We start from the raw sequence: 23,925 nt of genomic DNA, 5'->3' as shown, positions 1-23,925 counted from the left end.
CGCCTGCCGCGGAAGCCGCCGCGGAAGCCGCCGCGCCGGCCGCCGCCGCGCCGACGCCGAACAAGGGCGACGTGGCCTGGCTGCTGATGTGCACGGCCTTCGTGATCCTGATGACGCTGCCGGGCCTCGCGCTGTTCTACGGCGGCCTGGTCCGCTCGAAGAACATGCTGTCGGTGCTGATGCAGTGCCTGGTGATCTTCTCGCTGGTCGCGCTGCTGTGGGCCATCTACGGCTACAGCTTCGCCTTCACCGAGGGCAACGCCTTCTTCGGCGGCACCGATCGGCTGTTCATGAAGGGCCTGACGCCGGAAGCGGTCACGGCGACCTTCAGCAAGGGCGTGGTGATTCCGGAGCTGGGCTTCTTCGCCTTCCAGTGCGCGTTCGCCGCGATCACCTGCAGCCTGATCATCGGCGCCTTCGCCGAGCGGGCCCGCTTCTCGGCGGTGCTGGTGTTCATCGTGCTGTGGTTCACCTTCGCCTATATCCCGATGGCGCATATGGTCTGGTTCTGGCCGGGCCCGGACGCGTACACCGATGCGGCGGCGGCCGAAGCGGCCACGGCCAAGGCCGGCTGGCTGTTCCAGAAGGGCGCGCTCGACTACGCCGGCGGTACCGTCGTCCACATCAACGCCGCGGTGGCGGGCCTGGTCGGTGCCTACATGTTCGGCAAGCGGATCGGCTTCGGCCGCGAGGCGCTGCGCCCGCACAGCCTGACCTTCACCATGGTCGGCGCCTCGCTGCTGTGGTTCGGCTGGTTCGGCTTCAACGCCGGCTCGGGCCTGGAAGCGAGCGGCGGCGCCGCGCTGGCCTTCGTCAACACGCTGCTGGCGACCTGCGCCGCGGTGCTGGCGTGGACCTTCGGCGAGTGGATCACCAAGGGCAAGCCGTCGATGCTGGGCGGCGCGTCCGGCGCGGTCGCCGGCCTGGTGGCTATCACCCCGGCCGCGGGCTTCGTCGGCCCGATGGGCTCGATCGTGATGGGCCTGGTGGCCGGCCTGCTGTGCCTGTGGGGCGTGACGGGCCTGAAGCGGATGCTTGGCGCGGACGACTCGCTGGACGTGTTCGGCGTGCATGGCGTCGGCGGCATCGCCGGGGCGATCCTGACCGGCGTGTTCGCGGCGCCGAGCCTGGGCGGCGTGGGCATCTACGACTACGTGGCCAACAAGGTATCGGACAACTATTCGATCGCGAGCCAGGTCTGGGTGCAGACCGAGGGCGTGCTGACCACCGTGGTGTGGTCGGCGGTGGTGGCCTTCGTCGCCTTCAAGCTGGTGGACCTGCTGATCGGCCTGCGCGTGCCCGAGGACGAGGAGCGCGAAGGCCTGGACATCACCTCGCACGGCGAGACCGCCTACGAGGGCTGACCCGAAGAAACGCGCGATGCGGGGTCCCACGGCCTGCCGCCCCCGCATCGCCCACGGTGTTGTGCTGGAGAGCTGATTGGGAATCTTCTCTCAGGAGTTTTGCCCGGCCGCGTGCCGGGCTTTTTTATGGGCGAGCAGCCGGCAAAGCCAGTGCTGGCGCGGCCTGCCGGGCAGGTAGGCAAGCACTGTTCGCCATCCGCTTAAATCGGAATTCAAAATCCTTCATTTGTGTAAAGGACAGCACCCGCATAGAGTGCAGGTGAGGCAGTTTCCTCCACCTGCAGAACGCTCCCCGTATCTGTCAGGCCACTTGAAACGCGGCGAAGCCGCGTTTTTTTTTGTCCTCGCGACGGCGCTCCCCGCGCTCTTTGAATTCGGCGGCCTATCCCCATATTGTTAGCCCAAGGCGGAAACGATCGGACATTTCCCCGTTCCGCCGGCATTGGCATGCCATCTGCATGCAATTGGCCGTTCCTCTACAATCGGGGCGGACGATAAAGACGATCAATAGGATGGATATGGTCCCGCACCTCATCACCGCGCTGAACGGCCCGCTGCTCGAACTGGAAAAGAAGATACTGGACGCGACCCCGTCCATCGAGCGGTGGTTCCGTCTGGAATGGCAGGAGCATACCCCTCCGTTCTACTGTTCGGTCGATCTGCGCAACGCCGGCTTCAAGCTGGCCCCGGTCGATACCAATCTGTTCCCCGGCGGTTTCAACAATCTGGCCCCCGAGATGCTGCCGCTGGCGGTGCAGGCGGCGATGGCGGCGATCGAGAAGATCTGTCCGGATGCCAAGAACCTGCTGCTGATCCCCGAGCGCCATACCCGCAACATGTTCTACCTGCAGAACGTGGCGCGGCTGTCGCTGATCATGCGCCAGGCGGGACTCAATGTCCGGCTCGGCTCGCTGTCCGAGGACATCACCGAACCGACCCCGATCGAGCTGCCCGACGGCCAGACGCTGGTGGTCGAGCCGCTGACCCGGCTGGGCACCAAGGACCGCCGGCTGGGGCTCAAGGACTTCGATCCCTGTTCGATCCTGCTGAACAACGACCTGTCGGCCGGCGTGCCGCCGATTCTCGAGAACATCAACGAGCAGTACGTGCTGCCGCCGCTGCACGCGGGCTGGTCGACGCGGCGCAAGTCCTCCCACTTCTCTGCCTACGACGAGGTCGCCAAGAAGTTCGCCAAGCTGATCGACATCGACCAGTGGATGATCAACCCGTACTTCGCCAAGGTCGGCGGCATCGACTTCCATGAGCGGGTCGGCGAGGAAGCGCTGGCCGACGCGGTCGAGGGCGTGCTCAAGAAGATCGCCAAGAAGTACCGCGAGTACGGCATCAAGGAAACGCCGTACGTCGTGGTCAAGGCCGATGCCGGCACCTACGGCATGGGCGTGATGACGGTGCGCGATCCGGCCGAGGTCAAGGGCCTGAACCGCAAGGAACGCAACAAGATGAGCGTCGTCAAGGAAGGCCTCGAGGTCAACGACGTGATCATCCAGGAAGGCGTGCATACCTTCGAGAAGGTCAACGAGGCGGTGGCCGAGCCGGTGGTCTACATGATCGACCGCTACGTCGTTGGCGGCTTCTACCGGGTCCATACCGGCCGCGGCGTCGACGAGAACCTGAACGCGCCGGGCATGCATTTCGTGCCGCTGGCGTTCGCGCCCAACAGCATCCCGGACACGCATGCCAAGCCGGGCGCGGCGGTGCCGAACCGGTTCTACATGTATGGCGTGGTGGCGCGGCTGGCGCTGCTGGCGGCCTCGCTGGAACTGGAAAAGACCGACCCCAATCCGATCCTCTGATCCTCCGACCGGCACGACCACGGGCTACCAACCGGACACGCCAGCATGCGCATTCTGTTCATTACCGATCCGCTCGAGACCTTCAAGACCTACAAGGACTCCACCTACGCGATGATGGTCGAGGCCGCCTCGCGCGGCCACGAGCTGTTCTTCTGCCTGCAGTCGCAGCTGTCGCTGGTCGGCGGCGCGGTCGAGGCGGTCGCGCAGCGGCTGCATCTGCTCGATGCCGGCGAGGATCAGGACCACGGCCATGGCCACGCCGCCTGGTTCCGCCTCGATGCGCCGGCCGCGATGCCGGTGCCGGCCTTCGACGCGGTGCTGATGCGCAAGGACCCGCCGTTCGACATGGAATACGTGACCAGCACCTGGCTGCTGGAGCTGGCCGAGTCGCAGGGCGCCAACGTCTTCAACAAGCCGCAGGCGATCCGCGACCATTCCGAGAAGGTGGCGATCGCGCAGTTTCCGCAGTTCATCACGCCGACGCTGGTCACGCGCGACGCGGCCCGCATCCGCGCCTTCCACGCCGAGCACCGCGACATCATCGTCAAGCCGCTGGACGGCATGGGCGGCATGGGCGTGTTCCGCGTCGGCGCCGATGGCATGAACCTGGGCGCGATCATCGAAACGCTCGGTGCCAACGGCGTGCGCACGCTGATGGCGCAGCGCTATATCCCCGAGATCAAGGACGGCGACAAGCGCATCCTGCTGATCGGCGGCGAGCCGGTGCCGTACTCGCTGGCGCGTGTGCCGATGGCCGGCGAGGTACGCGGCAATCTGGCGGCGGGCGGCACCGGCCGCGCGCAGCCGCTGTCGGAGCGCGACCGCGAGATCGCGCAGACGCTGGCGCCGGTGCTGTGGCAGCGCGGCCTGCTGCTGGTCGGACTCGACGCGATCGGCGACTACCTGACCGAGGTCAACGTGACCAGCCCGACCTGCTTCCAGGAGATCATGCAGCAGACCGGTTTCCCGGTGGCCGGCATGTTCATCGACGCGCTGGAACGGGCGGTCGCGCACCGCGCGGCCGCGAAGGGTGGCTGACGGCGGCTGAGCGCGGGCGCCGGAGCGCCGCTGCGCGCGACGGCGCCGTTACCCCGCCTGCTACAATCGCGGCAATCCACAGGATTCACCATCATGGCAGGCATTCTGATCATCGCGCACGCGCCGCTCGCTTCGGCGCTGCGGGACTGCGCCGCGCATGTCTATTGCGGCGAGCCCAAGCGGGTCGAGGCGATCGACGTCGCTCCGGATGCGGAGCCGGCGGCCGTGCTGGCCGAGGCGCGCCGCTGCCTGGCCGCGGTGATCGAAGACAATGGGGCGCTGGTGCTGACCGACATCTTCGGCGCCACCCCCGCCAATATCGCCGCCCGTCTCGCCGAGCCGGGCCGGATCAAGGTGCTCGCCGGCGTCAATCTGCCGATGCTCGTGCGGGCGATCTGCTACCGCTCCGAAAAGCTGGACCAGCTCGCCACCAAGGCGCTCGCCGGCGGCTCGCAGGGCGTGCTGCAGATCGGCTCGACCACCGTACAGAACCAGATCGCCAACCACCCCGACAAGTATGCTGCAGAGGGACGTCACCATCATCAATAAGCTCGGGCTGCATGCCCGCGCCTCCGCCAAGCTCACGCAACTGGCGGGCAGTTTTGTCAGTCAGGTCAGGATGTCGCGCAACGGGCGCCAGGTCGACGCCAAGAGCATCATGGGTGTGATGATGCTGGCCGCGGGCATCGGCTCGACGGTCACCATCGAAACCGAGGGACCCGACGAGCAGGAGGCGATGGACGCGCTGACCGCGCTGATCGCCAACCGCTTCGGCGAGGGAGAGTGAGGGCGCAGGCCCTGTCCGGATTTCATCAACGTTCCTGAACGGAGCGGTTCATGCCATTCGCCCTGCACGGCATCCCAGTCTCGCGCGGCGTTGCGATCGGGCGCGCCCACCTGCTGGCGCCGGCCGCGCTCGACGTGTCCCATTACCTGGTCGACGAGGACCGGCTCGAGGACGAGGTGCTGCGGCTGCGCAACGCGCGGACCGCGGTGCGGGCCGAACTGGCGGCGCTCAAGCGCGACCTGCCGCGCGATGCGCCGGAGGAGATGGGCGCCTTCCTCGACGTGCACGCGATGATCCTCGACGACGAGATGCTGTCGCGCGAGGCCGAGAGGCTGATCCGCGAGCGCCGCTACAACGCCGAATGGGCGCTGACGACGCGGCTCGAGGATCTGATGCGCCAGTTCGACGAGATCGAGGACGAATACCTGCGCGAGCGCAAGGCCGATATCGAGCAGGTGGTCGAGCGGATCCTGAAGGTGCTGGCCGGCGCGCCGGTGCTGACGCCGGCGCCGGTGCCCGCGGTCGCGGCCGATGGCCAGCCGGCGCCCGGCGTGGTCGTGGTCGCCCACGACATCTCGCCGGCCGACATGCTGCAGTTCCGCCATACCGTGTTCCACGGCTTCGTCACCGACCTGGGCGGGCGCACCTCGCATACCGCGATCGTCGCGCGCAGCCTCGACATCCCGGCCGCGGTCGGCGTGCAGAACGCCAGCGAGCTGATCCGCCAGGACGACTGGATCATCATCGACGGCGATGCGGGGCTGGTGATCGTCGATCCCACGCCGATCATCCTCGAGGAATACCGCCACCGGCAGAGCGAACGGGCGCTGGAGAACAAGCGGCTGCAGCGGCTGCGGCATACGCCCGCGGTGACGCTGGACGGCATCGAGATCGATCTGGAGGCCAATATCGAGATGGCCGAGGACGCCTCCGCCGCGCTGGCGGCCGGCGCGGTCGGCGTCGGCCTGTTCCGCTCCGAGTTCCTGTTCATGAACCGGCGCGGCGAACTGCCCGGCGAGGACGAACAGTTCGAGGCCTACCGCGCCGCGGTCGAGGCGATGCGCGGGCTGCCGGTCACCATCCGCACGATCGACATCGGCGCCGACAAGCCGCTGCTGGATTTTCGCGACGGGCGCGACGGCCGCGCCGAGGAATACGAGACGGCGCTGAACCCCGCGCTGGGTTTGCGCGCGATCCGCTGGTCGCTGTCGGAGCCGGCGATGTTCCTGACGCAGCTGCGCGCGCTGCTGCGCGCGTCGGCCTTCGGGCCGGTGCGGCTGCTGTTCCCGATGCTGGCGCATGCCCGCGAGATCGACCAGACGCTGGAGCTGGTGGCGCGCGCCAAGCATGAGCTGGATCAGCGCGGGGTCGCCTACGACCCGTACCTGAAGGTCGGCGCGATGATCGAGATCCCGGCCGCGGTGCTGCTGCTACCCCTGTTCCTGCGGCGCATGGACTTCCTGTCGATCGGCACCAACGACCTGATCCAGTACACGCTGGCGATCGATCGTGCCGACAACGCCGTCGCGCATCTGTACGATCCGCTGCACCCGGCCGTGCTGCAGCTGATCGCGCGCACGATCCGCGATGCCAACCACGCTGGCGTGCCGGTCGCCGTCTGCGGCGAGATGGCCGGCGACCCCGCGATGACGCGGCTGCTGCTCGGCATGGGCCTGCGCGAGTTCTCGATGCATCCGGCCCAGCTGCTGCGCGTCAAGCAGGAGATCCTGCATGCCGACTGCGGGCGGCTGGAAGGGCTGGTCGAGCAGGTGCTGTGCGCCTACGAGCCGGAAGAGGCCGCAGCCGCGCTGGCGCGACTGTCACAACCCTGAAACCCTCGGGGTTATAGCGGCCAGCTCAACGCCCGTGAAGTGCTGCATGTACCGCTTGTCGGGCGCCTACGTGACGTTCCAAGCCCTTGATTTGTAAGTAAAGTGATGCAGATTCCCTGGCGTGTTTCTGTTTCTTAATGGGAATTGTTATCATTCTTTATCTCTGTTATGCTGCCTTCAACAGTCAGGACATGCCGGTGTCCGCGCTGCCCCAAGGAGGCTTTGTGTACGTCTGCATCTGCAACCAGGTAACCGATCGCGAGATTCATGGCGCCGTCCAGCTGGGCGTGTCCACGCTCGACGAGCTGGCCGAAACGCTCGGCGTCGGCACTTGCTGCGGCCGCTGCCGCGATTGCGCGCAGCAGGTTCTGGCCGAAGGCGTTGCAGCGTCCTGCCACAGCGCCTCCGCCACCGTGACGGCCCAGACCGTTCACGTCGTCCAGTTTTCCTCCTGTTCCTCGTCGGTACCGCGTGCCATAATGGACACACGGGACCCGGCAGTCGCGAACGACCAGCAAACCGAGCTGGTTGCCTGAACACGCTTGCCGATCGCAGAGCGGCGATCGGCGCGTGTCTTCGTCGTTTTCCTCTGACTGCACGCGGCGCAACCAGCGCCGCGTCGTGTTTTTGCGGGCCCGTAGCAACAGGAGCCCCCGATGAAAGGTGACAAGAAGGTCATCCAGTATCTGAATGCGCAGCTCACCAACGAGCTGACCGCGGTCAACCAGTATTTCCTGCACGCCCGTATGTATCGCCACTGGGGCCTGAAGAAGCTCGGCGACGTGGAGTACAAGGAATCGATCGGCGAGATGAAGCATGCCGACCGGCTGATCGACCGCATTCTGATGCTCGATGGACTGCCCAACCTGCAGGACCTGCACAAGCTGCTGATCGGCGAAGACACGCCCGAGATGCTCAAGTGCGACCTGAAGCTGGAGCAGACCGCTCACGTGACGGTCAAGGAAGGCATCGCCTACTGCGAATCGGTCGGCGACTATGTCAGCCGCGAGATTCTGGTCGACATCCTGACCGATACCGAAGAGCACATCGAGTATCTGGAAACGCAGCTGGATCTGATCGACAAGGTCGGCCTGCAGAACTATCTGCAATCGCAGATGGAGCCGGGCGAGCAGTAAAGCCCGGCCGCGGCAGGACCCGCAAGGCCCCGTAACACCAGTTCCAGGGCCAGGCGGTCGTCAGCGGCGCTTCATCGAGCCGCCCGCCGCCGCGCGCTTCGCAGCTTGAATCCCTCTCATTCCCATTCGGTTTCTCATCTCGGTTCCATTCGCCGGTGCCGATTCCCCTCTCCCGCGCTGCCGCCCCCTCCGCGGTCCGATTTCCCAGCGAGGACACTCCCATGCCGGAACCCATTCGATTGACGCAATACAGCCACGGCGCTGGCTGTGGCTGCAAGATTTCGCCGCAGGTCCTCGACGTGATTCTGGCCGGCAGCGGGCCGCAGCATCTGGACCCGCGCCTGTGGGTCGGCAACGCCTCGCGCGACGACGCCGCGGTCTATGCGATCGACGGCAGCGACGACGGCCGCGCCGTGGTGTCGACCACGGACTTCTTCATGCCGGTGGTCGACGATCCCTTCGATTTCGGCCGCATCGCGGCCACCAATGCCATCAGTGACGTCTACGCGATGGGCGGCGACCCGCTGCTGGCCATCGCGATCCTCGGCTGGCCCGTCAACGTGCTGCCGCCCGAGGTCGCGCGCGAAGTGGTCGCCGGCGGTCGCCGTGCCTGCGACGAGGCGGGCATCGCGCTGGCCGGCGGACATTCGATCGATGCGCCCGAGCCGATCTTCGGCCTGGCGGTGACCGGCATCGTCGAGCGCGCGCATCTGAAGCGCAACGACACCGCACGCGCCGGTTGCCGGCTGTACCTGACCAAGCCGCTCGGCATCGGCGTGCTGACCACCGCCGGCAAGCAGGGCAAGTTGCGCGACGAACATAGCCGCCTGGCGACCGAGTGGATGTGCCGCCTGAATCGTCCCGGCAGCCGCTTCGGCCGGCTGGAGGCGGTGCGGGCGATGACCGATGTGACCGGCTTCGGCCTGCTCGGCCATCTGGTCGAAATGGCCGAGGGCAGCGGCCTGAGCGCCCGGCTGGACCGCGCCGCGGTGCCGCTGCTGCCCGGCGTGCGCGAGTACGTCGCCGCCGGCTGCGTGCCGGGCGGCACCCAGCGCAACTTCGCCAGCTACGGACATCGGATCGGCTGTGCCCACGGTGAACTGGATGCCGAATGGCGCGCGGTGCTGTGCGACCCGCAGACCAGCGGGGGGCTGCTGGTCGCGGTCGAGCCCGCTGGCGAGCAGGAGTTCCTGGCGGTGGCAGCCGAATGCGGCCTCGCGCTCGAATGCATCGGCGAGATGACCGAGCGCGCCGCCCACGCCGCCCACACCGATCACGCGGTGGTGGTGCGCTGATGGACCGCATGCCCGCGCCATCGGCGGCGGCCTCGGCAAGGCCGGACAGCGCCGACTATCGGGCGCTGCTGCTGTCCGGCGTGCCGATGCTGGACGTGCGCGCGCCGGCCGAGTTTGCGCGCGGCGCTTTTCCGGGCGCGGTCAATCTGCCGCTGATGGACGACGACGAGCGCCACCGGGTCGGCTGCCGCTACAAGGAGGAAGGACAACAGGCGGCGATCGCGCTCGGCCATGCGCTGGTCAGCGGCGAGCGCAAGGCAATGAGGGTGGCCGCCTGGGCCGAGTTCGCGCGCCGCCATCCGCAAGGCTATCTGTACTGCTTCCGCGGCGGCCTGCGCTCGCAGATCTCGCAGCAGTGGCTGCGCGAGGCCGGCATCGACTATCCGCGCGTCATCGGCGGCTACAAGGCGATGCGGACCTTCCTGATCGAAACGCTGGACGCGGCCGTCGGCGAATGCGACTGGCTGGTGCTCGGCGGCCTGACCGGGAGCGGCAAGACCGCGCTGCTGGCCGAGCTCGACAGCGGCATCGATCTCGAGGCCCACGCCGCGCATCGGGGCTCCAGCTTCGGCCGGCGCGCGCGTCCGCAACCGACACAGATCGGCTTCGAGAACGGGCTGGCCATCGACCTGTTGCGGCGGCGCGCGGCCGGCGCCGGCACGCTGGTGGTCGAGGACGAGGGCCGTTTCATCGGCAGCCGGGACGTGCCGCCGCGTCTGTATGCCCGCATGCAGGCCAGTCCGCTGGTCTGGATCGACGAACCGTTCGAGGCGCGCGTGGAACGCGTGCTGCAGGACTATGTGGTCGATCTAGCCGCGGAATACGTCGCCGCGCATGGGCCGGACAAGGGCTTCGCCGCCTTCTCGGAACGGATGCGCGACGCGCTGGCCGGCATCGCGCGCCGGCTCGGCGGCCAGCGCTACGAGCGCCTGGCCGCGCTGCTCGCGCACGCGCTGCAACGCCAGGCGCACAGCGGCGAGGTCGACGAGCATCGCGTCTGGATCGCGGTGCTGCTGCGCCATTATTACGATCCGATGTACGACTACCAGCGCGAGGCGAGGGAGAGCCGCATCGTGTTTCGCGGCGATCGCACGGCGGTACGTGAATATCTGCGGGAGCGAACGGCGCCTGCTTCCCCTCTCCCGTTTGCGGGAGAGGGGGAGGGGAGAGGGAAAGGCTCTCGCTGAGCCGACGCGGTCAGTCGTGACGACCGCTCTTGCCATCTCCCCCCGCCCCTTTCCCGCAAGCGGGAGAGGGGAGCAACACCATGGCTTCAATGCCCGCCGCAAACCTCGCAGTCGGGCGTGCGCGCCAGCGCCATCGTCGTCCATTCCATGCGGAATGCATCGACCATCAGCAGCCGTCCGGCCAGCGTGTTGCCCACGCCGGCGATCAGCTTCAGGGCCTCGGCCGCCTGCACGGTACCGACCATGCCGACCAGGGGCGCGAACACGCCCATGGTCGCGCAGGCGGCCTCCGGCGCGTTCTCCGACGGCGGGAACAGGCAGGCGTAGCACGGCGCATCGTCGCGCCGGCGATCGAATACGCTGATCTGTCCATCGAAGCGCAGCGCGGCCCCCGAGACCAGCGGCACGCGATGCGCGACGCAGGCGCGGTTGACCGCATGGCGCGTGGCGAAGTTGTCGCAGCAGTCCAGCACCACGTCGGCGTCGCGCACCAGCACATCCAGTTCGCTGTCGCCGACGCGCGCCGGCACCAGCCGCACGTCGATCTCGGGATTGATCCGCAGCATGCCCTCGCGCGCTGACTCGACCTTGGGCCGGCCGACGTTGGCGGTGGTGTGCAGGATCTGGCGTTGCAGATTGGTCAGGTCGACATCGTCGTTGTCGACCACGACGATGGTGCCGACCCCGGCCGAGGCCAGGTAGGGCAGCGCGGCGGCGCCCAGGCCGCCGGCGCCGATCACCAGCGCGCGGCCGCCCAGCAGCCGGCTCTGGCCTTCGATGCCCAGCTCATCGAGCAGGATATGCCGCGAGTAGCGCAGCAGTTGGTCGTCGTTCATCGGGCGGGCGGCGGGACCGGGGTCCCGCCGCGATGCTTCCGTCTAGGCGTTCAAGCTTCGTTCAGAGCCCCGTTCAGGGCGCCTTGCCGGTCGGCGTGCCGAGCGGCTTGCCCATCGGCGCGCTCGCGGGCGGCTTGCTGTCGGGCTTGCCTTCCGGCGCGGCGGGCTTGGCGTCCGGCGCAGGCGCCCGCTTGGACGGATCGGCCTTGACCGGGCCCTTCGGCACCTTGCTGTCGGACACCGGCGTCGCCTCGAGCTTGGAGCGCGAGCGCTTGATCGGCTCGCCCTTGAGCTGGTGGATCGCCTGCTGCAGCATGAAGTCGTCGTTGGTGCCGAACTCGATCGGCTTCTTGCGCCGTTCCTTCTCGCGCTCCTCCGGCGACTTCTTCGCGTTCTCTTCCTCGAGCCGGCGCAGTTCCTCGACACGGCGCTGTTCGCGCTCGGTCATCTCGGCTTCCTCGGATTCCTGCTTGTTGTGCAGATGGCGCTCGGTATCGATTTCGCGCGTGATCAGCGCGTCGTCCGGATCGCCTTCCGGGTTCTGGTCGACCGGGATATCAGGACGGATGCCCTTGGCCTGGATCGACTTGCCCGACGGCGTGTAGTAGTACGCGATCGTCAGCTTGATGCCGGTGTCGTTCGTCAACGGCCGCACGGTCTGCACCGAGCCCTTGCCGAATGTGGTCTTGCCCATGATCACCGCGCGCTTGTGGTCCTGCAGCGCGCCGGCGACGATCTCCGAGGCCGACGCCGAATAGGCGTTGGTCAGCACCACCATCGGGATCTTCTTGAACAGCGGCGGCAGATCCTTCAGCGGATCGTCCTCGACCGACGACAGCCGGTAATTGTTGAAGTTGGTCTTGTAGACCCGCTTGGCGTCGGGCACCTGGCCATTGGTCGAGACCACGGTCACGTCCTCGGGCAGGAAGGCCGCCGACACGCCGACCGCGCCCTGCAGCACGCCGCCGCCGTTGTTGCGCAGGTCCAGCACCAGGCCCTTCATGTTCGGATTCTTCTGCGCCAGCTCGGCCAGGCGCCGGCCCAGATCGGCCACGGTGCGCTCCTGGAAGCTGGTCAGGCGGACCCAGCCGATGGCCGGATCGACCATCTTGGCCTTGACCGACTGCACGCGGATCTCGGCGCGCGTGATCGACACCGGGAAGGTGCGTTCTTCGCTCTTGCGGTAGATCGTCAGCGTGACCTTGGTGCCGGGCTCGCCGCGCATGCGCTTGACCGCCTGTTCGAGCGGCAGCCCGCGCACCGGCTTGTCGTCGATGCGGGTGATCAGGTCGCCGGGCTGGATGCCGGCGCGGAAGGCGGGCGTGTCCTCGATCGGGTTGATGACCTTGACCAGGCCCTCTTCCTGCGAGATCTCGATGCCCAGGCCGGCAAAACGGCCGCGCGTGCCTTCCTGCAGTTCCTTGAAATCCTTGGCGTCCAGATACGACGAATGTGGGTCGAGGCTGGCCACCATGCCCTTGATGGCTTCGGTCAGCAGCTTCTTGTCGTCGACCGGCTCGACGTACTCGCGCTTGATCTGCCCGAATATGTCCGCCATCAGCCGCAACTGCTCCAGGGGCAGCGGCCCCGAGGAGTTCTGCGCGGTCGCGGACAGTTGCAGCGTGGCGAGCACGCCGGCAACGAGTCCCGCGGAGACAAGGCTGATGTTCTTGAGCGTCTTACGCATGTGGGCTGCCTGAACGTTGAATGGCGCCGGGCAGGGCGCCGTGGATTGCGCCGGTTGCGGCGTGGCGCAAGGGGCGCTGCCGGTCCGGTCTGACCGACAGTATAAGAGCGGGCGGAAAAAAAGGCCGCGCCGCGATGCGGCGCGGGCCTCGGTGCGCCAAGGCCGGCGCGTCCGGCTCAGCGCGCCTTGCCCTGGCTGGCGACAGCGGCCAGCGAGGCGGCGATCGCTTCCTGGTCGCCCAGGTAGTAATGCCGGATCGGCCGCAGCTCGGCGTCGAGTTCGTACACGAGCGGCGTGCCGTTCGGGATATTGAGGCCCACGATATCGTCATCGGAAATCTGGTCGAGGTACTTCACCAGCGCGCGGATGCTGTTGCCATGGGCCGCGATGACCACGCGCTTTCCGGCTTTGATGTCCGGGGCGATCGATTCGTTCCAGAGCGGCAGCACGCGGGCCACCGTGTCCTTCAGGCATTCGGTCAGCGGAATCAGTTCGCGCGGCACGCCGGCATAGCGCGGGTCGTCGTACGAGGCGCGCGGGTCGGTCGGCTCCAGCGCGGGCGGCGGCGTGTCGTAGCTGCGGCGCCAGACCAGCACCTGTTCGTCGCCGAACCTGGCGGCGGTCTCGGCCTTGTTCAGGCCCGCCAGCGCGCCGTAGTGGCGCTCGTTCAGGCGCCATTCGTTGCGCACCGGGATCCACATCAGGTCCATCTCGTCCTGCACATGCCACAGCGTGCGGATTGCGCGCTTGAGCACCGAGGTATAGGCGACGTCGAAGGCGAAGCCCGCGTCCTTCAGCAGTTGGCCGGCCTGGCGGGCCTGCTGCGCGCCGGTCTCGGTCAGGTCCACGTCGACCCAGCCGGTGAAGCGGTTTTCCAGATTCCAGGTCGATTCGCCGTGGCGGATGAGAACGAGTTTGTACATGCTGCTTCCAAAGAGTGAGAATGCTGCGCGCGCCGCTCGCGAGCCACTTGCCGGCCGCGGGAAGCGGCCCCGTCGACATGGGCCTGGGCGCGAAACCGGCTATTTTATAATGCCGCCGACACAACCCACCGGAAACCCAACGTGAATTTCTTCGCCGACTACAACAACCTTGCCCTGATCGCCCTCGCGGTGGTGTCGGGCGGCCTGCTGGCCTGGCCGACCATTTCGCGCGGCGCGGGCGGCAAGACGGTCAATGCGACCACGGCGACGCAGCTGATCAACAAGCGCGGCGCCGTCGTCGTCGATATCCGCGAACCGGCCGAATACGCCAAGGGCCACCTGCCGCAGGCCAGGAGCGCGCCGCTGGCCGAACTGGCCAATCGCGCGGCCAGCCTTGCGAAGGACAAGTCCGCCCCCATCATCGTCGTATGCCAGACCGGCCAGCGTTCGTCCAAGGCGCACGCGGCGCTCAAGCAGGCCGGCTTCGGCGAGGTCTATTCGCTTGAAGGTGGTGTGGCCGCCTGGCAGCAGGCCGGTCTGCCGCTGGTCAAGTAAGGCCGCCGCAGCCCGATGCCTCGCCCGGGCGGGCCGTCAGCAGGCCCGCGCCGACGCTGGTAAAGTCCAGAAGTCGACCGGCCGCCGCAGCGATTGCCGCAGCGGGTCCGGTCTGAACCGCAAGATGCAAGGAGATAAGCGCATGGCCCGCGTCGTCATGTACAGCACGATGGTGTGTCCGTATTGCCAGATGGCCGAGCGCCTGCTGCGCTCGAAGGGGGTCGAGACGATCGAGAAGATCATGATCGACCGCGAGCCCGGCAAGCGCGAGGAAATGATGAGCCGCACCGGTCGCCGCACCGTGCCGCAGATCTATATCGACGACCGTCACGTCGGGGGCTTCGACGATCTGTCCGCGCTCGATCGCCAAGGGGGCCTGGCACCGCTGCTGGCTGCCTGATTCCCGCCCCGTGCGCGGATGAATTCGTCATCCGCGTCATGTACCATATGCGTTTTCCAACCGGACCATGCGGTTGGCCGCCGCCCGGCGCGCGGCCGCCCGCAGCCCGTCCCCTTCCCGCCACGTTTCATTCCCGCCATTCGGGCACCCATCCATGAGCGACCAGCAAACCAATCAGCAGCAGGACGATCAACCGTACTTCAATATCCAGCGCGTCTACCTGAAGGACATGTCGCTGGAGCAGCCGAATTCGCCGCAGATCTTCCTCGAGACCGAAGCGCCTTCCGTGGAAGTGCAGGTCAATGTGGGCGCCTCGCAGCTGACGGACGGCATCTTCGAGGTCGTCGTGACCGGCACGGTCACCACCAAGGTCCAGGACAAGGTCGCCTTCCTGGTCGAGGCTCATCAAGCCGGCATCTTCGATATCCGCAACGTGCCGGACGAACAGCTCGATCCGCTGCTGGGCATCGCCTGCCCGACGATCCTGTATCCGTACCTGCGCAGCAATATCGCCGACGTGATCACGCGCGCGGGCTTCCAGGCCATCCATCTGTCCGAGATCAACTTCCAGGCACTGTACGAGCAGCGTCTGCAGGCGGCGATGGAACAGGCACAGGCCGAGGGCGGCGGCTCCGGCATCGTGATGCCTGATGGCACGCAGGCACGTCACTGATCGTCGCCATATCCGCAGGCGGAACGGGGCTGCGGCCCCGTTCCGCCTTTTTGCGTCTATAGCTTCAAAAGCATCAATAGCTTCAAAGTCAATGGCGCCAACGGCTGCGCCGGCCCGGATCGCTGGGATCGCCGTCATCGTCGGGCGTGCAGCGGCCTGATCCATCGTCCAACGCCATTGAGCTACGCCATTGACCCTACGCCATTGACCAACGCCTCGACCACGCATCGATCATGAACCTCGCCTTTCTCGGAGCCGGCGCCTGGGGCACCGCGCTGGCCAGCCATGCCGCCGCCGCGCACCAGGTCGTGCTGTGGGGCCGGGACGCCGGGCAGCTCGCCGCGATGGCGGCCTCCGGCGTCAATGCGGACTATCTGCCTGGCGTGCCGCTGTCCGAGCGGCTCGGCTTCGAAGCCGATTTCGCCCGCGCCGCCGCGCACGCGCTATGCGCGCCTGACGGGCTGGTGATCGTCGCCACGCCGGTGTCGGGCCTGCGGGAGATGACGCGGCGCCTGGCCACCGAGGCGGCCACGCATGGCGTGCCGCTGCGGATGCTGTGGCTGTGCAAGGGCTTCGAGGCCGGCACCCATGCAATGCCGCACCAGATGGTGGCCGAGGAACTGGCGGCCGCCGGCGCGTCGGTGCCGGTCGAGTACGGCGTGCTGACCGGGCCGAGCTTCGCGCGCGAGGTCGCGCTGGGACTGCCGTGCGCGCTGACCGTCGCGGGCAATGCGCCGGCCATCGCCGAACTGTCGCAGCGCGCCTTCCATCATCGTGCGATGCGAATCTACGGCAGCGACGATCTGGTCGGCGTCGAGGTCGGCGGCGCGGTCAAGAACGTGCTGGCGATCGCCACCGGTGCCAGCGATGGGCTGGGTCTCGGCCTCAATGCCCGCGCCGCGCTGGTCACCCGGGGCCTGGCCGAGATGACGCGGCTGGGTCTGGCGCTGGGCGGGCGCGCCGAGACCTTCATGGGCCTGGCCGGGATGGGCGACCTGATCCTGACCGCGACCGGCGATCTGTCGCGCAACCGCAAGGTCGGCCAGCAGCTGGCCGGCGGCAGGACGCTGGAACAGGTGCTCGCCGACCTGGGCCATGTCGCCGAAGGCGTGCGCTGCGCGCAGGCGGTGGCTGCGCTGGCGGACCAGCACGGCGTCGAGATGCCGATCACGCGGGCCGTCTGCGCGGTGTTGTTCGAAGGCTTGGCGGTGGCCGACGCGGTCGCGCAGCTGCTGCAACGCGACGCGCGCGACGAATGACGGCGGCGGATCGCATCAAGCAGCGGCGCCGCTGGCTCGGCGCACTGGCGGCCTGCGGCGGTGCGCTGGCGCTGCCGCGCTCGCTGCTGGCAGCCGACAAGGACTGGCCCGCGCGGCCGATCCGCATGGTGGTGCCGTTCCCGCCAGGGTCGTCTCCGGACCTGATCGCGCGACTGGTATCCGAACCGCTGGCGCAGGCGCTGGGCCAGCCGGTGATCATCGAAAATCGCCCGGGCGCCGGCGGCAATATCGGCACCGGACAGGTCGCCCGCGCCGCGCCGGACGGCTATACGCTGCTGTTCACGATCAACGGTCCGCTGGTCACGGCGCCGACACTGTCGCGCCATCTGCCCTACGATCCGGTGCGCCAGCTGGCGCCGGTGACGCTGGTGGCGACCTCGCCCAATGTGCTGGTGGTCGACCCGCGCACCGGCGTGCGCGACCTGCGCGAATTCGTCGCGCTGGCACGTGCCAGACCCGGTGCGCTGAACTACGGCTCGGTCGGCAACGGCAGCGCCGCGCATCTGGCGATGGAGCAGTTGAAGGCGCGCGCCGGCATCTCGCTCGAACATATCCCGTATCCCGGCTTCCCGCAGATCGCGGCGGCGATGATCGCCGGACAGATCCAGGCCGCGTTCATGGTGCCGGCGATTGCGATGCCGCAGGTCAATGCGGGCCGGCTGCGCGTGCTCGCGGTGACGACCAGCGGCCGCACCAGCCTGTTGCCGTCGGTGCCGACCGTGGCCGAGTCCGGCTATCCGGGCTTCGAGGCGATCTCGTGGCAGGCGGTGCTGGCGCCGGCCGGCACGCCGGCGCCGATCGTCGACCGGCTCTATCGCGAGCTGGTCAAGATCATCGGCAGCGACGCCGTGCGCGCGCAGATGCGGGCGCAGTACTTCATGCCTGCCGGCACCGCGCCGGCCTCGCTGCGCCAGACCATGGCCAGCGAGAAGGCGCGCTGGGACCAGGTGATTCGCGCGGCCGGCGTGCAGCCGGAATAGCCCTCCAGGAAAGCGCCGGCTTCGCCTCAGGCGCCGCCGGCGAAGCCCTGCTGGCGCCAGGCCTCGAACACCACCACGGCGACGGTGTTCGACAGATTCAGGCTGCGGTTATTGGGCCGCATCGGCAGGCGGATGCGCTGCGACGGCGCGAACCATTCCCGGCGCTCCGGCGCCAGCCCACGCGTTTCCGAACCGAACACGAACCAGTCGCCGGGGGCGAAGGCCACCTGCCCGAACGGCGTCGAGCCGTGCGTGGTCAGCGCGAACATCCGTGCCGGGTCCGGGCGTTCGCCGGCGAGGAAGGCGTCCCAGTCCTCGTGCACCTTCATGCTGGCGTACTCGTGGTAATCGAGGCCGGCGCGGCGCATGCGCGCGTCGTCCAGCGGAAAGCCGAGCGGCTTGACGAGGTGGAGTTGGGCGCCGGTGTTGGCGCACAGGCGGATCACGTTACCGGTGTTCGGCGGGATCTCGGGTTCGACTAGGACGACGTGGAACATGGCGGGCGCAGCTTACCGTGCCGAGGCGGCGCTGTCATCTGGGCAACATGGCGGCCATCACGGCGGGGCCGGCGTGCGCAGCGCCACCAGCGCGGTGACGCGCGCCGCGCCGCAGCGCTTGAGCACGGCGGCCGCCTCGGCCAGCGTGGCGCCAGTGGTCATCACGTCGTCGACCAGGGCGACATGTCGTCCATGCAGGGCGCCGGGGGTGGCATCGCGCGCCAGCGCGAAGGCGCCGGCGACGTTCGGATGCCGCAGGTCGGCCGCCAATGCGGCCTGCGGCGCGGTGCTGCGCGAGCGCACCAGCAGATCGGCGCTGGCCGCGGCGCCGACGCGAGGCGCGAGCCTGCGGGCGATTTCCCACGATTGGTTGAAGCCGCGCTCGGCCAGCCGGTCCGGCGCCAATGGAATCGGCACGACCAGGCAGGGCGCGCGAGCGGCATTGTCGAGCGGCGATGACGGCCGTGCGATCCACGCCGACGCCAGTTCGCGCGCGAGCCAGCCCGCCAGCGGCAGCACGCCGCCGAACTTCAGCGCCAGCACCAGCGCTTCGCGCGGCGGCGCATAGTCGCCGAGCACGATGGTGGCATCGAAGGCGGGCGGCGCACAGCGGCACATCGCGCAGAGGCTGGCGGTCCGCTGCGGCAAGGCGCAGCGCGGACAGCGCGGTATCGGCGCCAGCAGGTCCCCCGCACAGCCGGCGCAGACCACGTCGGACTGCACCTGGCCGCACAGCACGCAGGCACAGGGCAGCCACCACTGCGCCAGCCGCTCGCGCACGCCGCCGGCAAGCGCGGTGAGGCGCGCGTATACTGTCGGCCCGGCGCCACCGCGCGGCCCCGCAGTGCTTTCGCGCCGCCCGCGTCCGGTCCTGCCGTGCCGATCCTCGTCCTTGCCGCCGCTTCCGTGTCCACGTCTCACGCCGACTCCCCCGATACCTATCTGCCGCCCGCGCGGCTGACCCGGCTCGCCTTCGACCGGCGCAGCCCCGGCTTCGCCCAGCTGGATTTTCTGCTCGGCGAGATCGGCCGGCGCATGCAGGAGCGCATGCAACTGATCCGCATCCAGCCCGAGCGCGCGCTCGATATCGGCTGCGGCCAGGGGCAGGGGCTGGCCGCGCTGCGCGCACAGTATCCCGACGCGCAGATCGCCGGCCTCGATATCTCGGGCGCGATGCTGGCGCATGCCGCACAACGCGATCCGCAGCGGCAGCCCGGCTGGCTTGGCCGCCTGCTCGGCAAGCGGCCGACCTTCGATCTGGTGCAGGGCGATCTTGCCACGCTTCCCTTTGCGGAAGGCGCCTTCGACCTGCTGTGGTCAAACCTGGCGCTGCACTGGCATCCCGAACCGCATCGCGTGTTTCCCGAATGGCATCGCGTGACGCGGACCGACGGCCTGGCGCTGTTCTCGCTGTTCGGTCCCGATACCTTGCGCGAGCTGCGCGATGCGTTCGCCGAGGTCGATGGCGAGCCGCACACGCTGCGCTTCGTCGACATGCACGATATCGGCGACATGCTGGTCCACAGCGGCTGGTCGACGCCAGTGATGGACATGGAAACGCTGACGGTCACCTACGAGACGCCCGAGCGGCTGCTGCGCGACGTGCATGCGTTCGGCGGTTTGCGCCGGCCCGCGGGCGACGATGCGCATGGCATGCGCGGACTGAAGGGCCGGCACTGGCACCAGAATCTGCTGGCCGCGCTCGAGCGCCGCCGCAATCGCGACGGCGTGATCGCGCTGACGTTCGAAATCGTCTACGGCCACGCGTGGAAGCTGCCGCCCAAGGGCGGCCAGGCCCGCGACGAACTGGGCCGTGCCGTGGTGCCGATCGACCGCATCGGCCGCGGCCGCCCGCGCGGCTGAGCCGCCGCGCGTCGCCTCGCTGCACTGCCGCTGTGCATCGGCGCGCTGTGGCGCGGGCGCCGTGCCGCGCCGGGCTTGGCTTGTTACGGTTGACGAAGCGCCCTATAATGCGCCAGTTTGTCGCAGTGGTCCCCTGGCACAGAAGATCGGCGTTTTAGCACCGAAGCAGTGCAGCAGTGCGGTGAAGCCGGCAGAATTCCAGGCGTGCAACCGATGCAGCGATGCAGAGTGGTTGGCGATGCAGGAACTCGGTATCGCACTCCAGACGGCGCGTGACGGGCCCGGTGATTGTCCTAACGGAGCCCATGCCGTGCCGAACAACGACTGGCTGATGAAGCGGAATTGTTCGCTGTCTCCACGCCAGGTCGGCTGGTTTTACCTCTCCATCGTCAGTATTTCCCTTGCCATCGCCCTGTTCTTCGCGTGGCGAGGAGCCTGGCTCGTGCTGCCCTTTGCGGGGCTCGAGCTGGCCGGGCTCGGCGTGGCGCTGCTCGCCTACGCACAGCACGCGACAGACTACGAGCGCGTCACGCTCAGCGAGGGCAGGTTGGTGGTCGAAAAGGCCAGCGCCGGTGAGGTGACCCGCGAGGAATTCAACCCGCGCTGGGTGCGGGTCGAACTGGGCGAATCGTTCCCGGCGCTGGTGGTGGTGCGCTGTGGCACGCACGCTGTGCAGGTGGGGTGTTTTCTGGACCCGTACAAGCGACGAAAGTTCGCGCAGGAACTCGTTTCAGCCTTGCACGCCCTGTAAAAAGAGGCGGCACCGCTGGGAGCGAGGGGCAGATTCGAATCTGTAATTTGGGTAGAGACAACAAATGAAAATGTGGAAGAAGGCATCCGCAGCGTGTCTGGCAGGCGCGTCCCTGCTCGCCAGCCAGGCAGCCCTCGCTGTCGAAGACATGCCGGGCGGTCCCGCCGTGCGCCAGCTGAACCTGACCGAGCCGGTCACCAAGATCGCCGAGCAGATTCACTGGCTGAACTGGATGATGCTGATCATCTGCACGGTGATCTTCATCGCGGTGTTCAGCGTGATGTTCTATTCCATCTTCACGCACCGCAAGGCCAAGGGCTCCAAGCCCGCCTCCTTCCACGAAAGCATCACGGTCGAAGTCGTCTGGACCATCATCCCGTTCCTGATCGTGATCGGCATGGCGCTGCCGGCGACCAAGACCGTGGTCGCGATGAAGGACACCACCAACTCCGACATCACCATCAAGGCCACCGGCTACCAGTGGAAGTGGGGCTACGACTACCTGAAGGGCGAGGGCGAAGGCATTTCCTTCGTGTCGACGCTGACCACCCCGCGCGAGCAGATCAATAACGAGGCGCCCAAGTCGAACACCTACCTGATGGAGGTGGACAACGAGATGGTGGTGCCGGTCAACAAGAAGATCCGCATCGTCACGACCGCCAACGACGTGATCCACGCCTGGATGATCCCGGCCTTCGGCGTCAAGCAGGACGCGATACCCGGCTTCGTGCGCGACACCTGGTTCCGCGCCGAGAAGACCGGCGTCTACCGCGGCCAGTGCGCCGAGCTGTGCGGCAAGGAACACGCCTTCATGCCGATCGTGGTGCGCGTGGTGACCGACGCCGAATACACCAAGTGGGTCGACGAGAAGAAGAAGGCGATGGCCGCCGCGGCCGACGATCCCAACAAGACCTGGACCCTGGACGAGCTGAAGGTCCGCGGCGAGAAGGTCTACGCCGCGAACTGCGCGGTCTGCCACCAGCCCAACGGCAAGGGCGCCGGCGCCTTCCCGGCGCTGGACGGCTCCAAGGTGGTCAACGGCCCGCAGGCCGACCAGATGCACATCCTGCTCGAGGGCAAGGGCGGCATGCCGTCGTGGAAGCAGCTGTCCGACACCGAGCTTGCCGCGGTGATGACCTACACCCGCAACGTCTGGAGCAACAAGACCGGCGAGGTCATCCAGCCGGCCGACTTCGTCAATGCACGCGCGGGCAAGTTCCCCGAGGGCGGCGGCGCCAAGTCGGCGCAGGGCGCACCGGCGGACGCCAAGCCCGCCGCCGAGCAAGCCAGCGCGGGCGCCCAGGGCGCCGCGAGCTGAACGCGTGGACGTTAGAACAGGATTTCAGGAGTTTTCGCGATGAGTACTGCTACCCCGGACGCACTCGCCCATCCGCACGACCACGCGCATGACGAACATCACGATCATCCGCATGGCTGGCGCCGCTGGCTGTTTGCCACCAACCACAAGGACATCGGCACGCTGTACCTGCTGTTCTCCTTCACGATGCTGATCTCGGGCGGCGTGCTGGCGCTGCTGATCCGGCTGGAGCTGTTCGAGCCGGGCCTGCAGTTTTTCCGCCCCGAGCTGTTCAACCAGTTCACCACGATGCACGGCCTGGTGATGGTGTTCGGCGCGATCATGCCGGCCTTCGTGGGCTTCGCGAACTGGATGATCCCGCTGCAGATCGGCGCCTCCGACATGGCGTTCGCGCGGATGAACAACTTCAGCTTCTGGCTGATGCCGCCCGCCGCGCTGCTGCTGGCGCTGTCGTTCTTCGTGCCGGGCGGCGCCACCGCCGCGGGCTGGACGCTGTACGCGCCGCTGTCGGTGCAGATGGGCCCGGGCATGGACATGGCGATCTTCGCGATGCACATCATGGGCGCGTCGTCGATCATGGGCTCGATCAACATCATCGTCACGATCCTGAACATGCGCGCGCCGGGCATGACGCTGATGAAGATGCCGATGTTCTGCTGGACCTGGCTGATCACCGCCTACCTGCTGATCGCCGTGATGCCGGTGCTGGCGGGCGCGATCACGATGGTCCTGACCGACCGCCACTTCGGCACCAGCTTCTTCTCGGCGGCCGGCGGCGGCGACCCGGTGATGTACCAGCATATCTTCTGGTTCTTCGGCCACCCCGAGGTCTACATCATGATCCTGCCGGCATTCGGGATCATCTCGCAGGTGGTGCCGGCCTTCTCGCGCAAGCGCCTGTTCGGCTACAGCTCGATGGTCTACGCGACCGCCTCGATCGCGATCCTGTCGTTCATCGTCTGGGCGCACCACATGTTCACCACCGGCATGCCGGTGACCGGCCAGCTGTTCTTCATGTACGCGACGATGCTGATCGCGGTGCCGACGGCCGTGAAGATCTTCAACTGGATCGCCACCATGTGGAAGGGCTCGATGACTTTCGAGACCCCGATGCTGTTCGCGATCGGCTTCATCTTCGTGTTCACCATCGGCGGCTTCACCGGCCTGATCCCGGCGGTGGCACCGATCGACATCCAGATCCAGGACACCTACTTCATCGTGGCGCACTTCCACTATGTGCTGGTGGCGGGCTCGCTGTTCGCGCTGTTCGCGGGCTTCTACTACTGGGGTCCGAAGTGGAGCGGGTTCATGTACAACGAGACCCGCGGCAAGGTGCACTTCTGGGGTTCGATCATCTTCTTCAACATCGCCTTCTTCCCGATGCACTTCCTCGGGCTGGCGGGCATGCCGCGCCGCTATGCGGACTACGCGATCCAGTTCGCGGACTTCAACGCGATCTCGTCGCTGGGCGCGCTGGGCTTCGGCCTGATGCAGGTGTATTTCTTCTTCTTCGTGGTGCTGCCGTCGTACCGCGGAGGCGAAGTGGCCGCCGACAAGCCCTGGGAAGGCGCCGAAGGCCTGGAGTGGACCGTGCCGTCGCCGGCGCCGTTCCACACCTTCGAGGTGCCGCCGCAGGTCCGGTAACGGCATCCGGCAAGGCGGGGCGGCGGGCCGCAGGGTCCGCGCTCCGCCCACCCTGCCGCCCCGGC

At 67.7% G+C, this 23,925-nt stretch carries 24 protein-coding genes; 19 read left to right on the top strand and 5 right to left on the bottom strand.

Features of this window, described 5'->3' with window-relative positions; genetic code table 11:
- From LRR16_RS23425 to mnmH, 10 genes are all read left to right on the top strand, one after another.
- The coding region (locus LRR16_RS23425; RefSeq protein WP_304524552.1) for an ammonium transporter at nucleotides 1-1,364 on the top strand (1,364 nt) is incomplete at its 5' end.
- A gap of 518 nt (nucleotides 1,365-1,882) precedes the next feature.
- Nucleotides 1,883-3,178 carry a glutamate--cysteine ligase gene (gene gshA / locus LRR16_RS23420; RefSeq protein ID WP_006578775.1) on the top strand — a complete coding sequence of 432 codons (1,296 nt, stop codon included), beginning with the start codon at nucleotides 1,883-1,885 and terminating at the stop codon, nucleotides 3,176-3,178.
- Between the two features lie 45 nt (nucleotides 3,179-3,223).
- A complete protein-coding gene (gshB, locus tag LRR16_RS23415; protein WP_232207235.1) occupies nucleotides 3,224-4,216 on the top strand; it encodes a glutathione synthase in 993 nt (330 codons plus the stop codon).
- A 93-nt stretch (nucleotides 4,217-4,309) separates the two neighbouring features.
- On the top strand, nucleotides 4,310-4,765 hold the full coding sequence (locus tag LRR16_RS23410) for a PTS sugar transporter subunit IIA (RefSeq protein WP_006579199.1): 456 nt from the start codon (nucleotides 4,310-4,312) through the stop codon (nucleotides 4,763-4,765).
- Nucleotides 4,734-5,003, top strand: a complete 270-nt coding sequence (locus tag LRR16_RS23405; RefSeq protein ID WP_006579200.1) for an HPr family phosphocarrier protein — start codon at nucleotides 4,734-4,736, stop codon at nucleotides 5,001-5,003. Before LRR16_RS23410 ends, LRR16_RS23405 begins: the two co-directional genes overlap by 32 nt.
- A gap of 50 nt (nucleotides 5,004-5,053) precedes the next feature.
- Nucleotides 5,054-6,835: a phosphoenolpyruvate--protein phosphotransferase gene (ptsP, locus tag LRR16_RS23400; protein ID WP_006579201.1), complete on the top strand. Its 1,782-nt coding sequence runs from the start codon at nucleotides 5,054-5,056 to the stop codon at nucleotides 6,833-6,835.
- Nucleotides 6,836-7,059: 224 nt separating this feature from the next.
- Entirely contained in the window at nucleotides 7,060-7,371 is a 312-nt protein-coding gene (locus LRR16_RS23395; RefSeq protein ID WP_064573664.1) for a bacterioferritin-associated ferredoxin, read from the top strand.
- Between the two features lie 120 nt (nucleotides 7,372-7,491).
- Nucleotides 7,492-7,971, top strand: coding sequence for a bacterioferritin (bfr, locus tag LRR16_RS23390; RefSeq protein WP_006579203.1), 480 nt, complete (start codon nucleotides 7,492-7,494; stop codon nucleotides 7,969-7,971).
- 221 nt (nucleotides 7,972-8,192) lie between these two features.
- Nucleotides 8,193-9,266, top strand: a complete 1,074-nt coding sequence (gene selD, locus LRR16_RS23385; protein ID WP_232207234.1) for a selenide, water dikinase SelD — start codon at nucleotides 8,193-8,195, stop codon at nucleotides 9,264-9,266.
- Nucleotides 9,266-10,453 carry a tRNA 2-selenouridine(34) synthase MnmH gene (mnmH, locus tag LRR16_RS23380; protein WP_232207233.1) on the top strand — a complete coding sequence of 396 codons (1,188 nt, stop codon included), beginning with the start codon at nucleotides 9,266-9,268 and terminating at the stop codon, nucleotides 10,451-10,453. Before selD ends, mnmH begins: the two co-directional genes overlap by 1 nt.
- 86 nt (nucleotides 10,454-10,539) lie before the next feature.
- Here mnmH and LRR16_RS23375 read toward each other — a convergent pair whose 3' ends face one another.
- The 3 genes from LRR16_RS23375 to gpmA form a co-directional block, all read right to left on the bottom strand.
- Nucleotides 10,540-11,289, bottom strand: a complete 750-nt coding sequence (locus LRR16_RS23375) for a molybdopterin-synthase adenylyltransferase MoeB (protein WP_064572474.1) — start codon at nucleotides 11,287-11,289, stop codon at nucleotides 10,540-10,542.
- A 73-nt stretch (nucleotides 11,290-11,362) separates the two neighbouring features.
- A complete protein-coding gene (locus LRR16_RS23370; protein WP_064572476.1) occupies nucleotides 11,363-12,976 on the bottom strand; it encodes a S41 family peptidase in 1,614 nt (537 codons plus the stop codon).
- A 176-nt stretch (nucleotides 12,977-13,152) separates the two neighbouring features.
- Nucleotides 13,153-13,899, bottom strand: a complete 747-nt coding sequence (gene gpmA / locus LRR16_RS23365) for a 2,3-diphosphoglycerate-dependent phosphoglycerate mutase (protein ID WP_006579208.1) — start codon at nucleotides 13,897-13,899, stop codon at nucleotides 13,153-13,155.
- A gap of 141 nt (nucleotides 13,900-14,040) precedes the next feature.
- Here gpmA and LRR16_RS23360 point away from each other — a divergent pair, with 141 nt between their 5' ends.
- The 5 genes from LRR16_RS23360 (at nucleotide 14,041) to LRR16_RS23340 (ending at nucleotide 17,787) form a co-directional block, all read left to right on the top strand.
- Complete coding sequence (locus tag LRR16_RS23360; RefSeq protein ID WP_006579209.1) at nucleotides 14,041-14,454, top strand: rhodanese-like domain-containing protein; 414 nt, start codon at nucleotides 14,041-14,043, stop codon at nucleotides 14,452-14,454.
- 142 nt (nucleotides 14,455-14,596) lie between these two features.
- Nucleotides 14,597-14,854 carry a glutaredoxin 3 gene (grxC, locus tag LRR16_RS23355; RefSeq protein ID WP_006579210.1) on the top strand — a complete coding sequence of 86 codons (258 nt, stop codon included), beginning with the start codon at nucleotides 14,597-14,599 and terminating at the stop codon, nucleotides 14,852-14,854.
- A gap of 154 nt (nucleotides 14,855-15,008) precedes the next feature.
- Nucleotides 15,009-15,527, top strand: coding sequence for a protein-export chaperone SecB (gene secB, locus LRR16_RS23350; RefSeq protein ID WP_006579211.1), 519 nt, complete (start codon nucleotides 15,009-15,011; stop codon nucleotides 15,525-15,527).
- A gap of 233 nt (nucleotides 15,528-15,760) precedes the next feature.
- Nucleotides 15,761-16,786 carry an NAD(P)H-dependent glycerol-3-phosphate dehydrogenase gene (locus LRR16_RS23345; protein ID WP_006579212.1) on the top strand — a complete coding sequence of 342 codons (1,026 nt, stop codon included), beginning with the start codon at nucleotides 15,761-15,763 and terminating at the stop codon, nucleotides 16,784-16,786.
- The gene (locus LRR16_RS23340) at nucleotides 16,783-17,787 is read left to right on the top strand and encodes a tripartite tricarboxylate transporter substrate binding protein (protein ID WP_255674214.1); all 1,005 of its coding nucleotides are present in this window, start codon (nucleotides 16,783-16,785) and stop codon (nucleotides 17,785-17,787) included. The genes LRR16_RS23345 and LRR16_RS23340 overlap by 4 nt, the downstream gene beginning before the upstream one ends.
- 26 nt (nucleotides 17,788-17,813) lie before the next feature.
- On the opposite strand, the gene trmL is transcribed toward LRR16_RS23340, so the two are convergent.
- Both trmL and LRR16_RS23330 read right to left on the bottom strand, forming a co-directional pair.
- On the bottom strand, nucleotides 17,814-18,284 hold the full coding sequence (trmL, locus tag LRR16_RS23335; protein WP_064572487.1) for a tRNA (uridine(34)/cytosine(34)/5-carboxymethylaminomethyluridine(34)-2'-O)-methyltransferase TrmL: 471 nt from the start codon (nucleotides 18,282-18,284) through the stop codon (nucleotides 17,814-17,816).
- A 57-nt stretch (nucleotides 18,285-18,341) separates the two neighbouring features.
- Complete coding sequence (locus LRR16_RS23330) at nucleotides 18,342-19,037, bottom strand: ComF family protein (RefSeq protein WP_232207237.1); 696 nt, start codon at nucleotides 19,035-19,037, stop codon at nucleotides 18,342-18,344.
- Nucleotides 19,038-19,190: 153 nt separating this feature from the next.
- On the opposite strand from LRR16_RS23330, the gene LRR16_RS23325 reads away from it, so the two are divergent.
- The 4 genes from LRR16_RS23325 (at nucleotide 19,191) to ctaD (ending at nucleotide 23,860) form a co-directional block, all read left to right on the top strand.
- Entirely contained in the window at nucleotides 19,191-20,147 is a 957-nt protein-coding gene (locus LRR16_RS23325) for a methyltransferase domain-containing protein (RefSeq protein WP_232207232.1), read from the top strand.
- A gap of 238 nt (nucleotides 20,148-20,385) precedes the next feature.
- Nucleotides 20,386-20,898 (top strand): DUF2244 domain-containing protein, encoded by a 513-nt coding sequence (locus LRR16_RS23320; protein ID WP_232207236.1) that lies wholly within the window; start codon nucleotides 20,386-20,388, stop codon nucleotides 20,896-20,898.
- Between the two features lie 64 nt (nucleotides 20,899-20,962).
- Nucleotides 20,963-22,216, top strand: coding sequence for a cytochrome c oxidase subunit II (gene coxB / locus LRR16_RS23315; protein ID WP_023263845.1), 1,254 nt, complete (start codon nucleotides 20,963-20,965; stop codon nucleotides 22,214-22,216).
- A gap of 39 nt (nucleotides 22,217-22,255) precedes the next feature.
- Nucleotides 22,256-23,860: a cytochrome c oxidase subunit I gene (gene ctaD, locus LRR16_RS23310; protein WP_023263844.1), complete on the top strand. Its 1,605-nt coding sequence runs from the start codon at nucleotides 22,256-22,258 to the stop codon at nucleotides 23,858-23,860.
- The last annotated feature ends 65 nt before the right edge of the window (nucleotides 23,861-23,925 follow it).

Source organism: Cupriavidus sp. UGS-1, from assembly GCF_021213615.1.
Lineage (GTDB): Bacteria > Pseudomonadota > Gammaproteobacteria > Burkholderiales > Burkholderiaceae > Cupriavidus.
The sequence above is the reverse complement of the archived record's forward strand: the minus strand, read 5'-3'. Positions and strand labels throughout refer to the sequence as shown.

Coding starts and splice junctions, on each gene's coding strand:
- gshA (WP_006578775.1), top strand. CDS start 1,883: ATGGTCCCGCACCTCATCACCGCGCTGAACGGCCCGCTGCTCGAACTG.
- gshB (WP_232207235.1), top strand. CDS start 3,224: ATGCGCATTCTGTTCATTACCGATCCGCTCGAGACCTTCAAGACCTAC.
- LRR16_RS23410 (WP_006579199.1), top strand. CDS start 4,310: ATGGCAGGCATTCTGATCATCGCGCACGCGCCGCTCGCTTCGGCGCTG.
- LRR16_RS23405 (WP_006579200.1), top strand. CDS start 4,734: ATGCTGCAGAGGGACGTCACCATCATCAATAAGCTCGGGCTGCATGCC.
- ptsP (WP_006579201.1), top strand. CDS start 5,054: ATGCCATTCGCCCTGCACGGCATCCCAGTCTCGCGCGGCGTTGCGATC.
- bfr (WP_006579203.1), top strand. CDS start 7,492: ATGAAAGGTGACAAGAAGGTCATCCAGTATCTGAATGCGCAGCTCACC.
- selD (WP_232207234.1), top strand. CDS start 8,193: ATGCCGGAACCCATTCGATTGACGCAATACAGCCACGGCGCTGGCTGT.
- mnmH (WP_232207233.1), top strand. CDS start 9,266: ATGGACCGCATGCCCGCGCCATCGGCGGCGGCCTCGGCAAGGCCGGAC.
- LRR16_RS23375 (WP_064572474.1), bottom strand. CDS start 11,289: ATGAACGACGACCAACTGCTGCGCTACTCGCGGCATATCCTGCTCGAT.
- LRR16_RS23370 (WP_064572476.1), bottom strand. CDS start 12,976: ATGCGTAAGACGCTCAAGAACATCAGCCTTGTCTCCGCGGGACTCGTT.
- gpmA (WP_006579208.1), bottom strand. CDS start 13,899: ATGTACAAACTCGTTCTCATCCGCCACGGCGAATCGACCTGGAATCTG.
- grxC (WP_006579210.1), top strand. CDS start 14,597: ATGGCCCGCGTCGTCATGTACAGCACGATGGTGTGTCCGTATTGCCAG.
- secB (WP_006579211.1), top strand. CDS start 15,009: ATGAGCGACCAGCAAACCAATCAGCAGCAGGACGATCAACCGTACTTC.
- LRR16_RS23345 (WP_006579212.1), top strand. CDS start 15,761: ATGAACCTCGCCTTTCTCGGAGCCGGCGCCTGGGGCACCGCGCTGGCC.
- LRR16_RS23340 (WP_255674214.1), top strand. CDS start 16,783: ATGACGGCGGCGGATCGCATCAAGCAGCGGCGCCGCTGGCTCGGCGCA.
- trmL (WP_064572487.1), bottom strand. CDS start 18,284: ATGTTCCACGTCGTCCTAGTCGAACCCGAGATCCCGCCGAACACCGGT.
- LRR16_RS23320 (WP_232207236.1), top strand. CDS start 20,386: ATGCAGGAACTCGGTATCGCACTCCAGACGGCGCGTGACGGGCCCGGT.
- coxB (WP_023263845.1), top strand. CDS start 20,963: ATGAAAATGTGGAAGAAGGCATCCGCAGCGTGTCTGGCAGGCGCGTCC.
- ctaD (WP_023263844.1), top strand. CDS start 22,256: ATGAGTACTGCTACCCCGGACGCACTCGCCCATCCGCACGACCACGCG.